This window comes from Isoptericola sp. NPDC019482 (assembly GCF_040632295.1).
Lineage (GTDB): Bacteria > Actinomycetota > Actinomycetes > Actinomycetales > Cellulomonadaceae > Isoptericola.
The window spans coordinates 1-21,292 of sequence record NZ_JBEYBQ010000032.1; the positions used below are offsets into that span (position 1 = coordinate 1).

At 74.1% G+C, this 21,292-nt stretch carries 13 protein-coding genes; 4 read left to right on the forward strand and 9 right to left on the reverse strand.

Annotation, left to right across the window (positions count from 1 at the left end; all coding sequences use genetic code 11):
- Nucleotides 1-202 precede the first annotated feature (202 nt).
- Nucleotides 203-1,486 carry a phosphopyruvate hydratase gene (eno, locus tag ABZ493_RS17290; protein ID WP_429764507.1) on the reverse strand — a complete coding sequence of 428 codons (1,284 nt, stop codon included), beginning with the start codon at nt 1,484-1,486 and terminating at the stop codon, nt 203-205.
- A gap of 174 nt (nt 1,487-1,660) precedes the next feature.
- Between eno and ABZ493_RS17295 the strand changes: the two genes are divergently transcribed.
- The gene (locus ABZ493_RS17295) at nt 1,661-2,353 is read left to right on the forward strand and encodes a hypothetical protein (RefSeq protein ID WP_430583388.1); all 693 of its coding nucleotides are present in this window, start codon (nt 1,661-1,663) and stop codon (nt 2,351-2,353) included.
- 38 nt (nt 2,354-2,391) lie between these two features.
- Here ABZ493_RS17295 and ABZ493_RS17300 read toward each other — a convergent pair whose 3' ends face one another.
- Nucleotides 2,392-3,315, reverse strand: a complete 924-nt coding sequence (locus ABZ493_RS17300) for an aminoglycoside phosphotransferase family protein (RefSeq protein ID WP_430583389.1) — start codon at nt 3,313-3,315, stop codon at nt 2,392-2,394.
- Between the two features lie 64 nt (nt 3,316-3,379).
- Nucleotides 3,380-4,807 (reverse strand): hypothetical protein, encoded by a 1,428-nt coding sequence (locus tag ABZ493_RS17305; protein WP_430583390.1) that lies wholly within the window; start codon nt 4,805-4,807, stop codon nt 3,380-3,382.
- 353 nt (nt 4,808-5,160) lie between these two features.
- On the opposite strand from ABZ493_RS17305, the gene ABZ493_RS17310 reads away from it, so the two are divergent.
- The gene (locus ABZ493_RS17310) at nt 5,161-6,360 is read left to right on the forward strand and encodes an oxygenase MpaB family protein (protein ID WP_430583391.1); all 1,200 of its coding nucleotides are present in this window, start codon (nt 5,161-5,163) and stop codon (nt 6,358-6,360) included.
- 73 nt (nt 6,361-6,433) lie between these two features.
- On the opposite strand, the gene mfd is transcribed toward ABZ493_RS17310, so the two are convergent.
- From mfd to ABZ493_RS17330, 4 genes are all read right to left on the reverse strand, one after another.
- Nucleotides 6,434-10,039, reverse strand: a complete 3,606-nt coding sequence (mfd, locus tag ABZ493_RS17315; RefSeq protein ID WP_430583392.1) for a transcription-repair coupling factor — start codon at nt 10,037-10,039, stop codon at nt 6,434-6,436.
- A 320-nt stretch (nt 10,040-10,359) separates the two neighbouring features.
- The gene (locus ABZ493_RS17320; RefSeq protein ID WP_430583393.1) at nt 10,360-11,481 is read right to left on the reverse strand and encodes a DUF4190 domain-containing protein; all 1,122 of its coding nucleotides are present in this window, start codon (nt 11,479-11,481) and stop codon (nt 10,360-10,362) included.
- Nucleotides 11,482-11,696: 215 nt separating this feature from the next.
- Nucleotides 11,697-15,863 (reverse strand): endo-1,4-beta-xylanase, encoded by a 4,167-nt coding sequence (locus ABZ493_RS17325; protein ID WP_430583394.1) that lies wholly within the window; start codon nt 15,861-15,863, stop codon nt 11,697-11,699.
- Between the two features lie 163 nt (nt 15,864-16,026).
- Nucleotides 16,027-16,680 carry a DUF4190 domain-containing protein gene (locus ABZ493_RS17330; protein ID WP_430583395.1) on the reverse strand — a complete coding sequence of 218 codons (654 nt, stop codon included), beginning with the start codon at nt 16,678-16,680 and terminating at the stop codon, nt 16,027-16,029.
- Between the two features lie 198 nt (nt 16,681-16,878).
- On the opposite strand from ABZ493_RS17330, the gene lhgO reads away from it, so the two are divergent.
- Nucleotides 16,879-18,087, forward strand: a complete 1,209-nt coding sequence (gene lhgO / locus ABZ493_RS17335) for an L-2-hydroxyglutarate oxidase (protein WP_430583396.1) — start codon at nt 16,879-16,881, stop codon at nt 18,085-18,087.
- Here lhgO and ABZ493_RS17340 read toward each other — a convergent pair.
- The gene (locus ABZ493_RS17340) at nt 17,999-19,345 is read right to left on the reverse strand and encodes an alpha/beta fold hydrolase (protein ID WP_430583397.1); all 1,347 of its coding nucleotides are present in this window, start codon (nt 19,343-19,345) and stop codon (nt 17,999-18,001) included. The genes lhgO and ABZ493_RS17340 overlap by 89 nt on opposite strands.
- A gap of 311 nt (nt 19,346-19,656) precedes the next feature.
- Between ABZ493_RS17340 and ABZ493_RS17345 the strand changes: the two genes are divergently transcribed.
- Complete coding sequence (locus ABZ493_RS17345) at nt 19,657-20,331, forward strand: phosphatase PAP2 family protein (RefSeq protein WP_430583398.1); 675 nt, start codon at nt 19,657-19,659, stop codon at nt 20,329-20,331.
- Here ABZ493_RS17345 and ABZ493_RS17350 read toward each other — a convergent pair.
- Nucleotides 20,282-21,193, reverse strand: a complete 912-nt coding sequence (locus ABZ493_RS17350; RefSeq protein ID WP_430583399.1) for a glycosyltransferase family A protein — start codon at nt 21,191-21,193, stop codon at nt 20,282-20,284. The genes ABZ493_RS17345 and ABZ493_RS17350 overlap by 50 nt on opposite strands.
- Nucleotides 21,194-21,292: the final 99 nt, after the last annotated feature.

Here is a 21,292-nt window from a genome sequence, read left to right on the forward strand (position 1 = left end):
CGAGCACGTCCAGGTCGATGGTGATGCCGCGCGCGTACTGCTCGACGAGCCCGTGCAGGTGTAGTCCACTACCTCGGCGCGACGCGAACTACCTCGCGGAGAGTGGCACTACCTCGGCCAGTCTCGGACTACCTCGTGGGACGACGACGGCCGGTCGCCCCCGAGGGAGCGACCGGCCGTCGTCGTGCAGCGTCCGGGGGCGTCAGCCCTGGAAGCGCGGGAAGGCCGAACGGCCGGCGTAACGACCGGCGTCGTCCAGCGCCTCCTCGATGCGCAGGAGCTGGTTGTACTTGTTGATGCGCTCGCCGCGGGCGGTGGCGCCGGTCTTGATCTGGCCGGCGTTGGTCGCGACGGACAGGTCGGCGATGGTGGTGTCCTCGGTCTCGCCGGAGCGGTGCGAGGTCATCGTCGTGAAGCCGTTGCGCTGCGCGAGCGTGACGGCGTCGAGCGTCTCGGTGAGCGTGCCGATCTGGTTGAGCTTGACCAGCAGCGAGTTGGCGGCCTTCTCCTCGATGCCGCGGGCGAGGCGCTCGGGGTTGGTGACGAACAGGTCGTCGCCGACGACCTGCACCTTGTCGCCGACCTCGGAGACGAACTGCGTCCAGGCGCCCCACTCGTCCTCGGACAGCGGGTCCTCGATGGAGACGATCGGGTAGTTCGCGACCAGGCCCTCGTAGAGCTTGATCATGTCCTCGGTCGAGTGCACCTCGCCGTTCTTGAAGTGGTACGCACCGTCCTTGAAGAACTCGGTCGCGGCGACGTCCATCGCGATGGCGACGTCGGAGCCCGGCGTGAAGCCCGCCTTCTCGATCGCCTCGACGATGAGGTCCAGGGCGGCAGAGTTCGACGGCAGGTCGGGGGCGAAGCCGCCCTCGTCGCCGAGGCCCGTGGAGAAGCCCTTGCCCTTCAGCACGCTCTTGAGGGCGTGGTAGACCTCGGTGCCCGTGCGCAGGGCCTCCTTGAAGGTCGGCGCACCGATCGGCGCGATCATGAACTCCTGGAAGTCCACCGTCGAGTCGGCGTGCGACCCGCCGTTGATGATGTTCATCATCGGCACGGGCAGCACGTGCGCGTTCGGGCCGCCGACGTAGCGGAACAGATCGAGGCCGGCCGACTTCGCGGCGGCCTTCGCGACGGCGAGCGAGACGCCGAGGATCGCGTTGGCGCCCAGCTTGCCCTTGTTCGGGGTGCCGTCCAGCTCGATGAGGGTCTGGTCGATGATGCGCTGCTCCTCGGCGTCGTAGCCGATGAGCTCGGGGGCGATGTCGTCGATGACGGCGTTGACCGCGCCCTCGACGCCCTTGCCCAGGTAGCGCCCCTTGTCGCCGTCACGACGCTCGACGGCCTCGAACGCGCCGGTCGAGGCGCCCGACGGGACCGCCGCGCGGGCGAAGGTGCCGTCGTCCAGCGCGATCTCCACCTCGACGGTGGGGTTGCCGCGCGAGTCGAGGATCTCGCGTGCTCCAACGGCTTCGATGCTTGCCACGGGTGCTCCTTCAGACGGGGACCGCGGGCGACCGCGCGACCCGTCCAGGCGAGTGCCCGGGGCCGCTGACGCCCGCGGCGGTGCTGGGTTGACGCCCCCCAGCCTAGACCGGCGCCTCAGGACGGGCGCCCGCGACCACCCACCGGTCACGGCCGCGCCGATAGCGTGGACCCCGTGGACAGCGTCTGGGACTTCCTCGGCTCCTACTGGTGGCTGATCTTCTTCGTCGGCCCGGCCATCGGCGGTGCCGCGCGGGGCATCTCGGCGTGGGACCGGCAGCGGCGCCAGGACAAGCTCGAGATGTACCGCATCAAGCACGGCGCCCCGCAGCCGGCCGACCCGCCCGCGCCCGCCGCCGACGAGGCGCTCACCAGCGAGATCGAGCGCACCGTCGCCGCGCACGACGCGACGCAGCAGCGCTGGCTGGCCTACGAGCTGGACGCCGTGAAGTCCCTCGAGTACCCGCTGATGTCGGACATGCGCGAGCAGGTGACCGTCGACTTCCACCGAGCCCGGCGGGCGGCCGAGGACCTGCGCCCCGACGACCTCGACGCCCTGCGCGACCGCGGACGCCTCGACCGGTACCGCGACGCCGTCCGCGAGATGCAGGTCCGCTTCGACGTCGCGGAGCGGGAGGCGAAGCGCCGCCGCGCGTCGGACTTCTCCCCCACCGAGCGGCAGGCCCTCGACCGCGCGAAGAAGCTGCTGGCGATGGCCGACGACGAGGGGTCGTCGCAGGCCGAGCGGCAGTCGGCGTACCGGCGCGCCATGAAGGAGCTCGAGGGGATCGTCGTGCTGCCCGACGCCGCCACCGACGCGCTCGAGCAGCGCATCGCCGGCGAGCTGGGGCGGGCCGCGGGCGACTGACCGCACGGACCGACCCGATCGGACGACCTGGCGCGCGCTCAGCCGGCCGTGGCCACCAGTCGCTCGAGGGTCGCGCGGGCGGGCGGGCCCCACGAGGACTTCCCGCCCGGGCGGCCCTCGTCGCCGGCGTTCCCGACGAGCAGGCCGCCCAGCGCGGTGGCGGCCGCCCACCCGCGGGCGCGACGTCGGGCCGCGTCGTCGGCGGGGCGGCCGTCCGGTCCGCGATAGGCCGCGTGGAAGCGGTCGACGGCGCCGTCGGGCAGCAGCCGCCACGCGCCGGCCAGGTCGTAGGCGGGGTCGTCGGCGCACAGGTCGCCGAAGTCGATCACGCCGCTCAGGGCGCCGTCGGCGGTGAGGACGTTGGCCGGGTGCAGGTCGGAGTGCAGCCACACCGCCGGGCCGTCCCACGCCGGGGCGTCGACGGCGTCCTGCCAGACGGCGCGCACCGGCGCCGGGTCGGCGACGAGCCCGCGCTCGACCACCTCGGCGAGCCCGCGCTCGACCCCGGCGGTGTACCCCGCGAGCGGGCCGCCGCGGCCGCGGCCGGTGGGCGCGCCGTCGGGCGCCGGGCGGTGCAGCGCGGACAGGAAGGCGGCGAGGACGTCGGCCGAGTCGGGCCGGGTGACGGGTGCGCGGTCGGCGGACTCGCCGGGCACCCACGTCGTGACGATCCACGGCCGCCCGAACAGCGCGCCCGGCTCGCCGAGCCGCTGCGGCACCGGCACGGGCAGCGGCAGGCGCGGGGCGAGCCCCGGCAGCCACGCGTGCTCCTTGCGCAGCAGCGCGTCGGCCGACTCCGTGGCCCACGGCAGCCGCACGGCGAGGTCGTCGCCGAGCCGCCAGAGCTGGTTGTCCCAGCCGCGCGCGCCCAGGCGGACGGGGAGGTGGGCGAGGTCCGGGTGCTGCTCGCGCAGCAGGTCGCGGACCAGGTCGGCGGTGATCTCGACGTCGGTGGTGGTCACGCCGCGTCACGCTAGCGGCGCGCGACGACGCGGCGGCGGCGCGCCACGACCCCGCACCGGATCGTCACGTCGTCGCCACGGCGGGGACGTCGGGCGGGCCGGCGCCGTCGTCCGCGCCCTCGTCGTCGGGCCGGGGCGGCCGCGCCACCAGCTCCAGGACGGCGATGAGCACGCCGGCCACCACTGCTGTGCCGATGATGAGCCCCGGCGTGGGGCTGCCCGCGAGCAGGAGCACCAGGGCCGCGATGACGATGATCGTCACGCGCACCAGGGTGCGGTACCTGCCCAGCCAGTCGCCCACCGGCCCGGTCGACACCCCGCGCCCCTCGCCGTAGTCGCGCAGCGAGGCGAACCCGCGCCCCGCGCCCGCGCGCAGCGACCGGGCCGACGCGCTGCTCCCGCCCAGGTACGCGACGATCGCGACCACGAGCCCGAGCACGCCGATCGTCCGCAGCGTGACCCGCAGGAACGACACGACCTGGTCGAACAGCACCTCGGCCGCGTCGAGCCGCAGCACCACGTCCTTCAGCGCGTCGAGGTAGATCCCCCGGCCGATCGCGAGGCCGATCGCGAGGAGCACCATCGAGGCCGCGAGCGCCAGGCCCGCGACGACCAAGGTGCGCGACTTGTGTCGCGCGACGAGCACGCCCGCGGCCAGCAGGCCGAGCGAGATCCACGGCAGCCACGTCCCCAGCGCCACGACCTGCGCGTACCGGTTCTGCACCTGCACCAGCTGCGAGGTCTGCATGAGCGTGAACGTGGCGTTCACCTCCGGGATCCGGGCCGCGACGCCCAGGCCCCGGTCGACGAGCCGCTGCTTGAGCAGGTCGATCATGCCGGAGAGCTGGATGGTGAGCTGTCCGTCCTGCCCGATCTGGAGGAGCTCGCCGCCCTCGCCGCGCATCGTCGCGACGAGCTGCTGGTGCGCCACCCGGTTGGCCTGCACCCAGGCGTCCTCGAACGCATCGCTGGTCACCACGCCGTCCGCGGCCCGCCGCACGAAGGACTCGACGCCGCTGGTCAGCGGGCCCTCGAGCTGCGTCAGCGCGTCGGTGGCCCGCGGCCCGACGCCGCGCTCCTCCAGGCCGTCGACCACCGTGCCGACGATGGCGTTCACGTCGATCTGCTCCATCACCACGTCGGTGAGGCGGCCGGCGACGGCGCCCTGGACGGCGGGGTCGGCGGCGATCGGCCCGACCGTCGCGACGTACCGGTCCGTGTCGGTGAGCGTGCGCTCGGCCCAGGCCGCGATCACGGCCACCGGCGCGAGCAGCGCCCCGAGGACGACGAGGACGACGGCGGCCGCCGCCCGGCCCCGGTGGCGCGGCTCGCGGGGCGCGGGCGGCGCCGCGGCCACGAGCACCGGCTGGCCGCCACCGGCTGCGAGCCGCGCGCGCAGCTCGGCGTTCTCCCGCTCGAGCGCGGCCAGCCGCGCCGCCGCGTCCTGCGGCGCCCCCGCGCCGTCGCGCCCGCCGTCGGTCGTCCCGCTCATCGCGCCCTCCGTCCCCTCCGTCGTCGTCGGACGTGACGGCACCGCGCCGCGCCCTCGCGCTCATGCTAGGGACGCACGCCCGCTCCCACCTGCCGAGACGGCAACTTCCCCCGGCGCCCGCCGGGGGTGACGGGGCGCTTCCGGGCACGACGACGCGGCGGGGCCGCCCCCGGGCACCCCCGCCGGGCGAGGGGTTGTGCCCCGCGCCGGACGGTCCTATGTTAATGGCGAATCACATGTGAGGAAACGTCCGGTCACATCGGTCCGGATGGGCAGCACGCCCCGGACGGCGTCGACGACGACGCCGCCGCGAGGCCCCATCCCCGACGGAAACAGGTGGTCCCGTGAACGAGATGAACAGACGCACCCTCTTGACCCTGGGCGCCGCGCTCGGCCTGACGAGCGTGGCCGCGCCGGGCGCGGCCTGGTCCTGGTCCCCCACGCGGTCGATGGCCCGCGCCGGCACCGGCGTCGATCCCCTGTGGGTCTGGGACGACGAGATCGACGCGATCATGGCGTCGGTGATCGACGCCGGCCAGGTGCCCGCGGTCAACGACGCCATCCTCCCCTGGGTGGACAACAACCATCCCGTGCCGGCCGGCCTGCCCTCGGAGCTCGCCGGCTTCCTGGGCCGGGAGGCACGGCTGCCCGACTGGGCCGACATGGAGAAGCTGCGCCGCGCGGCCGACTTCAACCGCCGCAAGGACCTGTACCTCTTCGTCATCTACGGGCTGGGCGGCGGCATCATGAGCACCGTCATCCCCCGCGAGGCGAAGTCCGTGTACTGGTCCAAGGGCGGCGCCGACATGCAGGACCGCGCGGCCAAGACCTTCACGTTCGGCTACGACCTCACCGACCGGAACGCCTACGAGCCGGACGGCCAGATGATCGTCACCGCGAACAAGACGCGCCTGGTGCACGCGGCCGTCCGGCACCTGCTGCCGCAGTCGCCGTACTGGAGGGCCGTCGCCGACGAGACCATCCCGATCAGCAACATGGACATCCTCGTGACGTTCCACAGCACCGGGACGTTCGCCCACCGCACCATGAAGAAGTGGGGCGTGCGGATGTCGGCGGCGGACGAGGAGGCGTTCCTGCACCACTGGCAGGTGGCGCTCCACCTGCTGGGCGTGCGGGACGAGTACATCCCCGCGACCTGGGCCGACGCGCACGCCCAGTCCGAGCAGGTGCTCACCCCGCTGCTCGCACCCACGCCGGAGGGCCGGGACCTCGCCGAGGTGCTCCTCGGCCTCACCGCCCAGGTCGACCTCGGCGTCACCCGCGGCTTCCTCAACGAGTTCGTCATCTACCAGCTCGGCGACGACGTCGCCGACTGGCTGGACCTGCGGCGCGACTGGGCGTCACGGGCGCTGATCCGCTCCGTGTGGCCGGCGTACGTCGCCTTCCGCGAGGGCCTGCTGCCGGTGGCGCCGAACTCCTTCGGGCTGTTCGACAAGTTCGTCAAGGCCCTCGGCATGGCGTTCCTCAACAAGGGCCAGTCGGGCACGACGACGCCCATCACCATCCCGGACGGCAACCGCCCGGGCGTCTGACCTCCGCCGAGGTAGTCATGATCTCGCCGAGGTAGTTCGCACATCCGTGCGAACTACCTCGGCGAGAGGTGGACTACCTCGGCGAGGACGTGCCGACCGAGGCCGCGGCGGAGACCTCGCCCAGGACCACCGCGTCGATGAGCTGCCGCGCCCACGCGAGCACCTCGGCGCCGCGCAGGGGGCGGCCGCCGATGCGCGCCGTCGTCGGGAAGGGCACGAGGAACGCGCGGATCGCCGGCTTGAGGATCGTGCCCGGGTAGAGCCGCTTGAGCCGCAGCTGCGCCGACTCGGCGAGGTCCACGGGCGCGAACCGGATGAACTTGCCCTGCGCGGTGACGTCGGTGAGGCCGGCGCGGCGGGTGTGGTTGCGGAAGTCCGCGACGTCGAACAGCGCGGACGCGACGTCGGGGAGCTTGCCGTAGCGGTCCACGAGCTCGGCGCGCACCTCCGCGAGCGCGCTCGCGTCCTGCGCGGCCGCGATCTTCTTGTACGCCTCGAGGCGCAGCCGCTCGGTGGCGATGTACGACTCGGGCAGGTGCGCGTCGACGGGCAGCTCGATGGTGACCTCGGGCTGCTCCTCCTCGCGCTCGCCGCGGAACGCGGCCACGGCCTCGCCCACCATGCGCACGTAGAGGTCGAACCCGACCCCCGCGATGTGGCCGGACTGCTCGCCGCCCAGCAGGTTGCCCGCGCCGCGGATCTCCAGGTCCTTCATCGCGATCTGCATGCCCGCGCCGAGGTCGGTGTGCGCGGCCATCGTGGACAGCCGGTCGTGCGCGGTGTCCGTCAGCGGCCGCTCCGGCGGGTAGAGGAAGTACGCGTACGCGCGCTCCCGGCCGCGGCCCACGCGGCCCCGCAGCTGGTGCAGCTGGGACAGGCCGAGCACGTCCGCGCGCTCCAGGATCAGGGTGTTGGCGTTGGAGATGTCCAGGCCGGTCTCGATGATCGTGGTGCAGACCAGCACGTCCAGCTCCTTCTCCCAGAAGGCGCGGATCACCTGGTCCAGCTGGTGCTCGCTCATCTTGCCGTGGGCCACGCCGATGCGGGCCTCGGGGACGAGCTCCGCGAGGCGCGACGCCGTCTTCTGGATCGTCTCCACCTTGTTGTGCACGTAGAAGACCTGGCCCTCGCGCAGCAGCTCGCGCCGGACCGCCGCCCCGATCTGCTTCTCCTCGTACGCGCCCACGTAGGTGAGCACGGGGTGCCGCTCCTCCGGAGGCGTGGCGAGGGTCGACATCTCGCGGATCCCGGTCACCGCCATCTCGAGCGTGCGCGGGATGGGGGTCGCGGACATCGCGAGCACGTCCACGTTGGTGCGCAGCTGCTTGAGCGTCTCCTTGTGCTCGACGCCGAACCGCTGCTCCTCGTCGACGATCACGAGGCCGAGGTCCTTGAACCGCACCGAACCGGTGAGCAGGCGGTGCGTGCCGATGACGATGTCGACGGTGCCCTTCGCGAGCTCCTCCACCGTCTCGGCCGACTCCTTGTCGGACTGGAAGCGGGACAGCGCGCGCACCGTCACGGGGAAGCCGGCGTACCGCTCGGAGAACGTGTCGAAGTGCTGCTGCACCAGCAGCGTCGTCGGCACCAGGACGGCCACCTGCTTGCCGTCCTGCACAGCCTTGAACGCGGCGCGGATCGCGATCTCCGTCTTGCCGTAGCCGACGTCGCCGCACACGAGGCGGTCCATCGGGACCGGCTTCTCCATGTCGGCCTTGACCTCGTCGATCGTCACGAGCTGGTCGGGCGTCTCGACGTACGCGAACGCGTCCTCCAGCTCGCGCTGCCACGGCGTGTCCGGGCCGAACGAGTGCCCCTGCGTGGCCATGCGCGCCGAGTACAGGCGGATGAGCTCGCCCGCGATCTCCTTGACGTGCTTGCGGGCGCGCGCCTTGGTGTTCTTCCAGTCCGTGCCGCCCATCTTCGACAGCGACGGCGCCTCGCCGCCCGTGTACTTCGTGACCTGGTCGAGCTGGTCCATCGGCACGAACAGCCGGTCGCCCGGCTGGCCCCGCTTGGACGACGCGTACTCGATGACCAGGTACTCGCGCGTCGCCGCGTTGGCCCCGGCGCCGAGCGTGCGCTGCACCATCTCGACGAACCGGCCCACGCCGTGCTGCTCGTGCACCACGTAGTCGCCGCCGCGCAGCTGCAGCGGGTCGACGACGTTGCGCCGCCGGCTCGGCATCTTGCGCATGTCGCGGGTCGTGGAACCCTGCCGGCCCGTGAGGTCCGACTCGCTGAACACCGCCAGCTGGAGGTCCGTGGCGACGAAGCCCTTGCCGACCAGCGCCGGGGCGACGAGGACGACGCCGCCCTCGGGCTCCTCCCGCAGCTCGGCGACCATCCGCGCGGCGGTGTCCTGCGCCGACAGCTGCTCGACCATGCGCTTGGCCGGGCCGTGGCCCTCCGTGGTGAGCAGCAGCCGCCAGCCCGCGCGCTGGAGCGTCTGCACGTCGTCGAGCGCCCGCTGCAGGTCGCCGCGGTAGGACTCGACGTCGCGCGCGCCCACCGTGAAGGTCGTGACGCCGTCGACCTCCGCCTCGGCCACGGTGCCCTCGTCGCCGCCCGCGTCGAGCGCGAACGAGGACAGCGTCCACCAGCCCAGGCCGCGGCGGGCGGCGACGTCGCGCACCTCGGTGAACGTCTCGAACGACGCCGCGGACAGGTCGATCGGCGCGGCGCCGCCCGCGACGGCGCCCGTCCACGCGGCGGCGAGGAACTCCTCGGTGGTGGCCACGAGGTCGTGCGCGCGACGGCGGACCCGCTCCGGCTCGTCGATGACCAGCAGCGCGTCGTCGGGCACGAGCTCCAGCACCGGCACCATGCGGTCCACGAGCACCGGCGCGAGCGACTCCATGCCCTCGACGGCGACGCCCGCGGCGAGCTTGTCGAGCATCTCGATCGCGCCGGGCAGCCGCTCCACCAGGCCGGCCGCGCGCTCGCGCACCGTGTCGGTGAGGAGGATCTCGCGGCACGGCGGGGCCCACAGGCCCTGCTCCGCGATCTCGAGAGAGCGCTGGTCGGCGACCGCGAACCAGCGGATCTCCGTCACCTCGTCGCCCCAGAACTCGATGCGGAGCGGGTGGTCCTCCGTCGGCGGGAAGACGTCGAGGATGCCGCCGCGCACCGCGAACTCGCCGCGGCGCTCCACCATGTCCACCCGCGTGTACGCGGCCGCGACGAGGCGGTCCGAGACGTCCGTGAGGTCCGCCGTCGAGCCGGTGTGCAGCTCGACCGGCTCCAGCTCGCCCAGGCCCTCGACGACCGGCTGCAGCAACGCGCGGGCCGGCATCACCAGGAGCCGGATCGGGCCGGTGAGACCGGGCTCCGGCGCCGGGTGGGCGAGCCGCCGGAACACCGCGAGCCGCTTGGCGACCGTGTCCGCGCGGGGCGACAGCCGCTCGTGCGGCAGCGTCTCCCACGCGGGCAGCACCGCGACGTCGTCGGCTCGGTCGTCGGGCAGGTAGGCCCGGACGGACGCGGCGAGCTCGTCGGCCTCGCGCCCCGTCGCGGTGACGACGACGAGCGGGCGGCGCTCTGCCGCGGCGGCCAGCAGCGGGGCGCGCACGCCGACCGGCCCGACGACGTCCGCGAAGCCGCGCGCCGGGACGTGCTCGAGCGCGGCGGCGGCGCCGGGGTCGGCGAGGAGGGCGGGGACGATGCCGGTGAGGTTCATGCGGGTCCTTCGAGGCGGTCTGCGGCGCGGAGCGATCGAGACGGGGCCCGGCGTGCGGGCACGACGACAGGCCCAGCTCTCCCCGGGACGCAAGGGGTTCCAGGGCCACGTCGTGGCCGGGAAACCGTGCGACCGGCAGGGGCGCCGGGCGTGCCGCACCAGACTACGCCGACCCTCCGACGTCGCCCCGCGAGGTAGTGCCGCAGCTGCCGAGGTAGTACTACCTCGGCAGGTCTCGTACTACCTCACGGAGATCCCTACTACCTCGGCGGGTGCAGGACTACCTCGCGGGGTCTCGTACTACCTCGGCGGTGTGGCGGTCAGCTCCCCGGGATGCGGCTGGTCAGGTCCTCGGGGAGCTGGTCGCGGATGCCGTCGGGCAGGCGGTCCAGGAGGTCCTCGCAGGAGACCGGGTCGCCCGCCTGGCACTGACCGCCGAGCTCCTGGAGCTGGTCGGCGTCGCCGAGGGTGCCGGCGAGGTCCTGCAGGTCCCCGAAGGACAGGTCCCCGGTGACGCCGCCGAGCAGCAGGTCGGGGATGGACAGGTCGGTCTGCGTGAGCTGCTCCGCCTCGTCCAGGGCCTGCTGGACGTCGTCCCCGTAGGTGTTCCAGAGCCAGAGCCCGGCGACGACGACGATCGCCGTGAACACGACCTGGATCGACCCGAACGCGATGCCGGTCTTGGCCATGCCCCGCCCGCCCGAGCGGCGGCGGCGGGTCCGGTCCAGGCCGATGCCGCCCAGGATGATGGCGAGCACGCCCAGCAGCGGCACGACGAACCCGAGGATGCCGGTGACCAGCGCCGCCACCGCGGTGGGCTCGGTGCCCCGCCGGGCGGGCTCCGGGTCCCTGACCGGGCTCGACGGCGCCGGGCGCCCGGGCGCCGCGGCGGGGGCCGCGTCCCACGGCGCCGGGGCGGCGGGCCGGGGCGCGGGCTGCGGGGCACGCTGCGGCGCCGCCGCGACGGGGCCGGGGGCCGCCGTGCGCGCCACCGGGGCGTGCGGGGCGGGCGTCGCCGTCGGGGCGGACAGCGACCCGATCGGCCGCGAGGAGGTGCGCCGCGGCGGCGCGGCGCTCGGCAGCACCGCCGTGCCGTCGTCGTACCCGCCCGAGCCCGGCGCCGGCGACAGCACCTGGGTGCCGTCGTCGTACCTTCCCGTGCCCGGCGCCGGCGGCATGACCTGGGTGCCGTCGTCGTACCCGCCCGACGCCTGCGCCCGCGGCAGCACGGCGGTGCCGTCGACGTACCCGCCGAACTCCTGCGCGGAGGGCAGCACGGTCGTCCCCTGGTCGGCGCCCGGATGCTGCGCCGGCAGCACCTGCGTGCCGTCGTCGTACCCGCCCAGCGCCTGCGTCGGCGGCAGCGCCTGCGCGCCGTCCTGGCGCGGCGGGATCACCTGGGTGTGCGGGGCGTCGGGGTCGTACCCGCGCGGCTGGCTCATGGTCCTCCTGGTCGGCGCGTCCGTCGGAACGGCTGTCGGCTCGTCTGTCGGCACATCTGTCGCATCGCGGACGGCCGGCCGCCGCCCGGTCCGCGATGCTACCCACCCGCCGTGGCCCCGCGGCCCTCCTGACCGGCGTCTTCGCCGGACCCCCACACGACCGGCAGCCGGCGACCCCACCCGAGGGTGGGGCCGCCGGCCGGGGGGCGGAGCCGCTACCTCCGCGCGGGGACGACCGGCGCGCTGACGACCGTGACGTCGTCCAGCCCGCGGGCGTGCGCCGTCACCTCGACGGCCACGTCGTGCCCGAGGTCGGCCCCGGTGACGCGGTAGGTGGAGCCCGCGACCGACAGCAGCACCTCCGGGTCGGCCGTCCCGCGCAGCACCTGGACGGTCAGGTCGACGAGGCGCGCGACGTCGGTCAGGGCGCCGAGGGGACGACGCACCGGCTCGCCGTCCCGCAGCCACCGGTAGGTGTACCGCACCCGCTCGCCGTCGGGCGCGGTCCACTCGCCCGGGTCGACGACGAGGACGGCGCCGGGGGCCGTCCCCTTCCGGTCGTCGGGGACGACGGTCGGGGCGACGACGTTGACGATCCCGTCGGGCTCGGGCTGCTCGGCCGCGACGAGCCGGCCGACGCCCCAGCGGGCGGTGGACTGGTAGCCCGTGCCCGTGGGGTCGGCCCAGTCGCGCACGGCGGTGCGCGTGCCGGCGGTGCCGTCGTTGACCTGGAAGTCCAGGCCGTGGAACGTGCCCGCGCCGCCGGTGCCGAGCAGGTCGACCGCCGCCTCGACGACGTACCCACCGTCCACGGCCGCGGTGGCCGACGTCAGGCGGGCCGCCTGCGCGGCCTCGTCCCCGGTGCCGAACGACGCGACGTTCTGGGCGCTGATCCGGATCTGCGTGTCGACGTCGCGGTAGGCGCCGTTCTTCGCGTTCCCGGCGTCGAGGAAGATCTCGACCGAGTCCTGCACCCACGGGTCGGAGCCGCTGACGTCGACGGTCGGGTCGGCGACCTCCGCGAGCACGTACAGCGTGTCCCCCGACCACAGCGTGCGCACCGTGGCCGTGGCCCCGCCGTCGCCCTCGATCTGCCGGTCGGTGGTGACCGCGGAGGCGTCGGCCCACGCGTCGTCCACCGCGCCGTCGACCTGCGGCGGCGCCGTGGCCTCGGCCACCTCCAGGTAGCTCAGCTCCTCCAGGAGGGTGAGCGTGCCGAGCGAGCCCGGGGTGTTCCAGCCGGACGTCGACCCGCCGTCGGCGACGCGGACGTCCAGGCCGAGCGTGTCGCCCTCGGCGGCGCCCGCCAGCGGCAGGTGCGCGACGACGACGTACCCGTCGCCGGACGGCTCGACGACGGCGGCCGCGCCGTCCGGCCCGGTCACCGTGCCGTCCCGGCCCACCGTGGTGGTCGCGCCGTCGACGTCGAACGTCACGGCGTCGCCGTCGTCCGCCGTGTCGTCGGTGACGCGCACCTGCGCGGTGAGGTGATCGGCGGCCCAGCGCAGCTGGAAGTCCGCCACCTGCTCCCCCGCAGCGCCGATCGCGTGCCGCGGCAGCCGGTCCCACACGGCCGACGACGCGGCGTCGTCGTCCAGCGGGACGTCGCCCGCGAAGACGTTCGCCGCGCGCAGCCGGGCCGGGAGGTCGCCGTCCGCGGCGCCGAAGTAGGCCGGCTTGGCCTGGTACCCGTCGTCGAACAGCAGCGGCGCCCCCGCGTCCGCCCGCCACGAACGGCCGTCCGTCAGGCCCCACACCGTGACCGAGTACAGGTCGTCGGCGTGGGCGCGGAACATGCGGAACGCGTCGCGGAACCAGTAGCCCTGGTCCACCAGGCGCGCCTCGGTGACCGGGGTGCCGGTGGTGACGTCGAGCTCGGTGACGGCCTGCGTGACCGGCAGGTCCGCGAACCGGTCGAGCGCGCCCTCGAGGGCCGAGACCGGCGTCGACAGCGACACGTGGAACTGGTGCCCCACGCCGTCCACCGGGACGCCGCGGGCCAGGAGCCGCTCGACCAGCGCGCGGTAGCGGTCCTGCTTGCCCGCCTGCTCGGTGTTGTAGTCGTTGATGAACAGCGCCACCGGGCGGTCGGTGCCCTCGGCCGCGTACGTGCCGTTGAACGCCTCGTCCGCGTACTCGAACGCGAGGTCGATGAAGTCCTCGCCGAGGATCCGGTACCACTCGCTGCGGCGCAGGCCGTCGTCGGGGTCGCTCGTGGCGCCGTCGTTGACCACCTCGTTGACGACGTCGAACGCCGTCAGCGGGTTCTCGCCGCCGAACTCGCCGTAGTTGTCCGACAGCCACCTCGCGACGGAGAAGACGTGCGTCCGCAGCCGCTCGCGCAGGAGCTCCTGGTCGGCGTCGGACGTGGTCAGCGCGGTCCCGTCGTCGGCCTGGAAGAACCAGTCCGGCGTCTGGCTGTGCCAGGCCAGGACGTGCCCGTACACGCGCAGGTCGTTCGCGGCCGCGTAGTCCATGAGCGCGACGGCGCCGGCGCTCGGCCGGAACCGGTGGTCGGCGTCGTACCAGGACTCGACCTTCATGTCGTTCTCCGCCGTGATCTGGTCCGCGTGCCGCAGCAGCAGCTCGGAGGCCGAGCCCGTGGTCTCGCGGCTGTCGATCGCGACGCCGACGGGGAAGTCGGTCGTGTCCTTGAGCGGCGTGAGGTCCTGCACCGTCGGCGGCTCCGGCACGGCGATCGTGACGTCGTCCAGCAGCAGGTCGCTCGTGTTGGTGCCGTTGTAGTCGGTCTCCAGGTAGAGGAGCGACGTCTCGGCATCGGGCACCTGGAACGTCGCGGTGACCTCGGTCCAGCCGTCGGCCGTGACGCCGGAGAACTGCGCGAGCGTGGCGTACGAGGTCTCGCCGCCGGTGGTGCTCGCCACGGACAGCCAGACGGCGTCGGCCGCCTGACCCTGCGGGAACCGTACCCAGGCGCTCAGGTCGTACGTGACGCCGGGCAGCAGGACGCCGGTGACGTCACGCCCGATGCCGTCGCCCTGCCCGTCCCGGCCGGAGACGAGCGCGGCCTGCGTGCCGCCGTGGGCGTCGTCGGTCGTGACGGCGACCTCCGGTGCCGTGGCGTCGCCCGCGCGCGGCCCCCAGCCCGCCAGGCCGTCCTCGAAGTCGGCGCCCAGCACGGTGCCGACGACCGGCGGCGTGCCGCGCGGGAAGGTGAACTCCCAGCCGTCGGCGAGCCGCTCGGTCACGACCGTCCGCACGGCCGCGAGCGTGCCGGACCGGTCGCCGCCGCCGTCGTGCGCGAGGACGAGCTCCCCGTCGGTCAGGGCGGCGCGGAGGTTCGCGGTGAGGGTGTCGACGTCCTGCGTCTCCCAGTCCGCGATCGTGTGCGTCACGGCCAGCGGCTGCATGCCGAGGCTCACCGCGACGTCGGCGCTGGCGCCCCAGGACCCGTTCGGCGCGCGCCAGAACGGCACCTTCGCGTCCGGGTCGCCGAGGGCGTCGCGGATGATCCCGAGGTTGGCGACCAGGTCGGCGCGCACCTCGTCGGCCGTCCACGAGCCCATGTCGGCGTACGACGTCGAGTGGTTGCACAGCACGTGGCCCTCGTCGACGATGCGGCGCACGAGCTCCGCCCCGCCGTCCGCCCGGACGTTCTGCCCGATGACGCAGAACACGGCGTGCAGGTCGTGCTCGGCCAGGAAGTCGAGGAGCGCGCCGGTGGTGCCGGGGTTCGGGCCGTCGTCGAAGGTGAGCGCGGCGACGGGCACGTCGGCGGCGCTGCCGGGCAGGGCGGCCGCCACCGGCTGGGGCACCGGGTTCACCGCGCCGCCCGGGACGACGTCGCCCGGGTCGACGGGCGCGGTGCCGGTGACCACGAGGTCGTCCACGAGGAACGACGGGTGCGCGCCGTCGACCGGCGCCGCCTCGACGTAGAGCTGGGCCGCCGTGAGGTCGGACGGCATCGTGTACGTGCCGCCGACGCGCACCCAGCCGTCCGCGGTCGCGTCGACCGCCCCGCCGACCCAGGTGTAGGCGTCGCCGGCGGCGGACGTCTCCTGGACCGTGAAGTGGACCGTGGTGCCGGGCTCACCCGCGGGCAGCTTCACCCACGCCTCGACGTCGTACTCCCCGCCGGGGGCGAACAGGCCGCCGACGTCGGTCGCCGGGCCGTTCCACTCGGCCGTCCGTCCGGTGACGGAGAGCGCCCCCGCGCCCGTCCGCGCGTCGTCCGAGATCTCGAGCGTGACCGGGCCTCGCGGGCCCCACGGCTCGTACGCGGAGTCGAAATCGTTTTCGAGAACGACGGAGTCGTCCCCCACCGCCATGTTCGCGCCCACGACGCCGGTCACCACCGCGCCGCTCGCCATCACCGCCGCGGTCGCTACAGCCGCGACCGCCCGTCTCACCCGCTGCCTCATCGTCGCTCCCTCGCGATCGGTGGGCCCTGGCGGCGGCTCGGCCGACGCCCGGGGCCGGCGGCGCGTCAGCGCGCCACCGGGGACACCGTAGAGCCCCGGACGCATTAGGGGCAATGGTTGAACGAAGTCTCGGTCCCGCTGTCCCGCTGTCCCGCTGTCCCGCCTACCGTCCCGCGAGGAGTGCCGCCGACATGTCGAACGTCTCGAAGTCGCTCGGGTCGAGCTGCGACACCACCGCGACGGCGAAGATGAAGAACACCACCCACGCCACCACGCCGACCGCGCCCAGCACGATGCCCGCGATCGCCAGGCCCTTGCCCTGCTGGCCCGTCCGGTTGATGCGCGACAGCCCGATGATCCCCAGCACGATCGGCACCACCGCCAGACCGAGGATGCCCGTGATCAGCGCGGCGATCGACCAGCCGTCCGTGCCCGCCGACGGCGCGTACGGCTGCGCGTAGGGCTGTGCGTACGGCTGGGCGTACGGCTGCTGCGGGTACGGCTGCGCGTACTGCTGGCCTGGTGGTTGCTGGCCTGCCGGTTGCTGGCCGGGCGCCTGCTGGCCGGCTGGCTGCTCCGGGTACGGCGTGGGGCTCGGCTGCTGCGGGTATCCCGGCGGCGGCGCCCCCGGCGCGTACGGGTCCGGCGGGGGCGCGGCCCCCGGCGACGGGGTCGCGGCAGGTGGCACGGGCTCCGCGGGCATGCCGTACGGGTCCGGTGACGCGGGCGGCTCCGACCCGCCGGACGGCGTGCCCGCCCCCGGCGCGTCAGGCCGCGGCTCGTCCTGGCCCGGCTGCGTGCCGTCGTCGTGACTCATGGCCGTACCTCCTCGTGGGCGAGGCGCGACGGCCGGGCCGGCCGCCCCCGCACCTCCCACTATGCCGGAGGACGCCGCCCGAGGCGGGTTCACCCGAGCGTTCACCCCGGCACCCCGTATCCGGGACCCGTCCGGACTGCCATCCTGGACCCGGCGGGCCGGCCAGGGACCGGCCCGCCACCAGCAGGAGGAGGCAGGATGCGCGTCATCGTCGTCGGCGGCGGCATCATCGGGCTCGCGACCGCCGCACGACTCGCCCGCCGCGGCGACGACGTCACCGTGCTCGAGAAGGAGCGCGAGCTCTCCTGCCACCAGACGGGCCGCAACTCCGGCGTCATCCACTCCGGCCTGTACTACGCGCCCGGCAGCCTGAAGGCCAGGCTCGGCACGGCGGGCGCGGCGTCCATGACACGGTTCGCCGAAGAGCACGGCGTGCCGGTCGCCGTCACCGGCAAGCTCGTCGTCGCCACCGACGCCGGCGAGCGCGACCGGCTGCGCGACCTCGCCGCCCGCGGCGTCGCCAACGGGGTGCCCGTGCGCGAGCTGGACCCCGTCGAGGCCCGCGAGCACGAGCCTGAGATCGCCTGCGTCGGCGCCCTGCGGGTCGAGACCACGGGCGTCGTCGACTACCGCGCGGTGTGCGCCGTCCTCGCACGCCAGGTGCGCGACGCGGGCGGGGTCGTGCTGACCGGCCGCGCGCTGCGTGGCGCACGCACGGTGGGCACGCAGGTCCGGGCCGACGTCGAAGAAGCGGGCACCCGCGCCGGGTACGAGCTGGTCGCCGACGCCCTCGTCGTGTGCGGCGGCCTGCACGCCGACCGGCTGGCGCTGGCCTGCGGCGTCGACCCCGGCGCGCGCATCGTGCCGTTCCGCGGCGAGTACTTCGACCTCGCCCCGCGCGCCGCCGACCGCGTGCGCGGCCTCGTGTACCCCGTGCCCGACCCGCGGTTCCCGTTCCTGGGCGTGCACCTCACGCGCGGCGTGCACGGCGACGTGCACGCCGGACCCAACGCCGTCCTCGCCCTCGCGCGCGAGGGCTACCGGCGGCGCGACGTCGCCTGGCGCGACGTCGTCGACGCCGCCTCCTGGCCCGGCCTGTGGCGCCTCGCCGGACGCAACCTCGTACCCGGCGCGGCCGAGGTGGCGCGCTCCGTGTCGCGCACCCTGTTCGCCGCGTCCGTCGCGCGACTGCTCCCCGGCACCACGGCGGACGACCTGCACCCCGCCCCCGCCGGCGTCCGCGCCCAGGCGCTGCACCGCGACGGGCGGCTGGTGGACGACTTCCTCGTGCGCACCGCGCCCCGCCAGGTGCACGTGATCAACGCGCCCTCGCCCGCCGCCACCGCGTCGCTGGAGATCGCACGGCACGTCGAGGCACAGCTGGACCGGACGATGGCGGCTGTCTGACCGAGAAGGTGGCCGTCGCGTCGCGGAGGTCGGCCGCCACCTGGTCGACGTAGGGCGGCCGGAGCACCGAGTTGTGCTCGCACGGATACCGCCGGTCGACCAGCGGTGCCGGGAAGAGGTCCCGCCACATCTCGTCCGGGTCGGTGTTGTCCGCCGACCGGTACGCCAGTACCTTCCCGTCCCACGGCGCGGACCTGTACGTCCGGCCGACGACCCAGCCGAGAGTGAAGAGGAGCCGCTCGCGTCGTTCCGCCGGCATGGGTAGCACGTTCGCCAGCGGCAGCGCGGACAGGCGGCGTGCTCGACGCAGGAGGAGCACGTGCCGTGGCGGCAGCCCCCCAGGCCGGCCGATGAGTTCCGGTGTGAGGATCTCGCCCACGGTGGGCGCCACTCCGAGATCAACCCCCAGCCCACTCGCCGACCAGAACGGGTCGAGGATCGCCACCGCCACCTCTTCGCCCTCGTCCTGGAGCCTTCGCGCGGTCTCGAGGGCGAAGACCGCCCCGAGCGAGTGCCCTACGACGACGTACGGCCCGCGCGGCTGCAGTCGCCGGATCGCCGCGACGCGGCGCCGCACGATTCCACCCAGGCCCAGTTCCTGCACACCTGGCCGTTCGTACCCGCGCGCCTGCACGATGTGCACGGGCGAACCTGGCAGACGCGCGGCGAGGTGGGCGAAGTGGGTCGACGACGCTCCGGCGCCGGGGAGGCAGAACACCCCCGGGCCGTCGGCGTCTGCGTTCACCGTCACAACCGCCCCATCGTGGTGTTCTCCCCGACGTCGCGCCTCGACCAACCCCGCGAAGCCTGCAAGAGTGCTGGCCCTGACCAGGTCAGAGTCGCGGACGCGCACTCCGAGCTCCGCACTCACCCGCGCGAGCACCGGGGCCGCGGCGCGCGACCCGCCGCCCAGGCCGAAGAAATCGTCCGCGCGTCCGACCCTGTCGAGCACCAGTGCCTCGGCCCACCACGGGGCGAGCATTCGCTCCACCGCAGTGGCGGGTTCCTCGTACGGCGCGATGGCCACGGAGTCCAACCGCGACTCGTCGACCACACCCTGGTCGTCACACGGCAGCTCGCGCAGGAGCACCACGTCGCGTGGGACACCGGGCCCGCCCATCGTCTGCGCCACGACCGACCGCACCTTCACGGGTGACGGCGGACGGCGGTCTCCCGCCGGCGACACGTAGGCCGTGAACGACTCCCGGCCGTCGAGGCCGACGGTGCACACGACGTGCGCCCGCGCGACCTCGCGCATCGACTCCATCACGGCGACCACGTCGGCGATGACAGGCACGGCCCGGACAGCGCGGCTGTCGGCGTGTCCGGCGGTCATCGGGCAGGCTCGATCAGCTGCCGCGAGGCGGCCATGAGCTGGCGCCGCGCGTCGGGTCGAGACATGCAGCTGCCGGACTCCCTGTCGACGGGTCGTGCAGTCATGGCATCTCCTCACTGATCCATCGCCACGACGTTGCGCCGCGCGAGATCGAGATCGAGATCGAGCGTAGGGACGCACGACGTCCTGGGGCAGCCTTGGTGCGGGGTGAATCGCAAGGTTCACCCGTGCCTGTGTCCGGCGTCAGCGGTCACGATGGTCATATGCCTCGCGTGCACCCGCGGACCACGCCGGCCGGCCGGGCAGTCCTGATGGTGGGACTGCCCGCCGCCGCTGCACTCGCCCTCGTCTACCTCCTCGGCGTGCGCACCCGCGTCGGCCAGCTGTTCGACGACCGCGTCTTCGGCTGGTTCGTCGGCCTCGGGCCATCGGCCCACGCGCTCGCCCCTCTGCTCCGCACAGGCGTGCCGCTGTTCCTGGGCGCTGCCGCGGGCGTACTCGGCCTGCTCGCAATCCGACAGCGCCGATGGCGAGCAGCGATCGGAAGCGTCCTCCTGGTGGCCCTGAGCGTGGTCGCGAGCCTCACCCTGCGGGACAGCGTGCTCACGCGTCCCGACCTTGGCGTACCCGGCTACGCGGACAACACCCTCCCGAGCTCGCACGCGACGATCACGGTCGCACTCTGTGCAGCTGTCCTCGTCCTGTGGCCTGCGCAGCGCCGTCGTCCGCCCACGGCGACGGTCGTCGCCGCGCTGACCTTGACGGTCCTGGCCGCTGCGAGCTCCGTCGTGTCCTGGGCGCACCGTCCGACCGACGTCGTCGCTTCGGCACTCCTGGTGCTCGCGGCAGGCCCGGTCGTCATGTGTCTGCTCGAGGCAGCCCGACGGCCGGCCGGACGGCGTACCTGACGGCGGCGCGCGCCACCACCCGGGGGCGCCACCATGCGGCCTGTGCGAGATGACGAACGCGTTGGGCCCCGGCGGCCTGCCGTGCCTCGTCGAACGCCTGGACGGCGGCCAGCTCGCGACCACGGCGCAGGCCGGCACGGGCCGCGGCCGCGTCCTTCCGGCGACCCTCGAGGCGCGCGGCCCGCAGATGAGACCTCAGCACGTCCCGTCGGCGTCGATAGGTGTCGAGGTGGTCGGAAGACGCCCCGGACGGATGCGAGCGATAGGTCAGGAGCGGTTCGTCGACGACGTCGAAACGCTCCCCCGACCGCATCAGTCGGAGCCAGAGATCGAGGTCCTCAGCCCGCCGCATGGAGGTGTCGAATCCTCCTGCCGCGACCAGCGTCGCGCGGTCGACGAGGACGCTCGACGTGCAGATGTGGTCCCCACGGAGCAACCCGGCATACGTCAGCGGAGCGGGGTAGCGGCGATCGTGGACTGCCACCCCGGCAGGGCCGGTCTGCTCCCAGACGAACGCCGTGTGGCTCAGCGCCGCGCCGGAGGCCGCGATACCTTGCACCTGGCGCTCGAGCTTCTCGGGGGCCCAGACATCGTCGTGGTCGCAGAATGCCACCCACCTCCCGCGGGCAGCCAGTGTGCCGGCGTTCCGGGCGGCGCTGACGCCGGCATGGGTGCGTCGAACCAGGCGGACACGGGGGTCGACCCGATCGACCCATCCCAGGTCCTCCCCAGAGCCGTCGTCGACGACGATCGCCTCCCAGTCCGCCCACGTCTGGGCGACGACAGCATCGATCGCGTGCCGCAGTGCCGGCCCCGGATCGAGCACAGGCAGCACCACCGTCACCGACACCGGCGCTGTCACGGGCCGAACACCTGGAGCTCCGCCAGCCCGACGTTCAACGTCGTCGACGACACCCCGGTGACCGTGAACCGCACGCTCGTCACCTGACGCGCCGCGAAC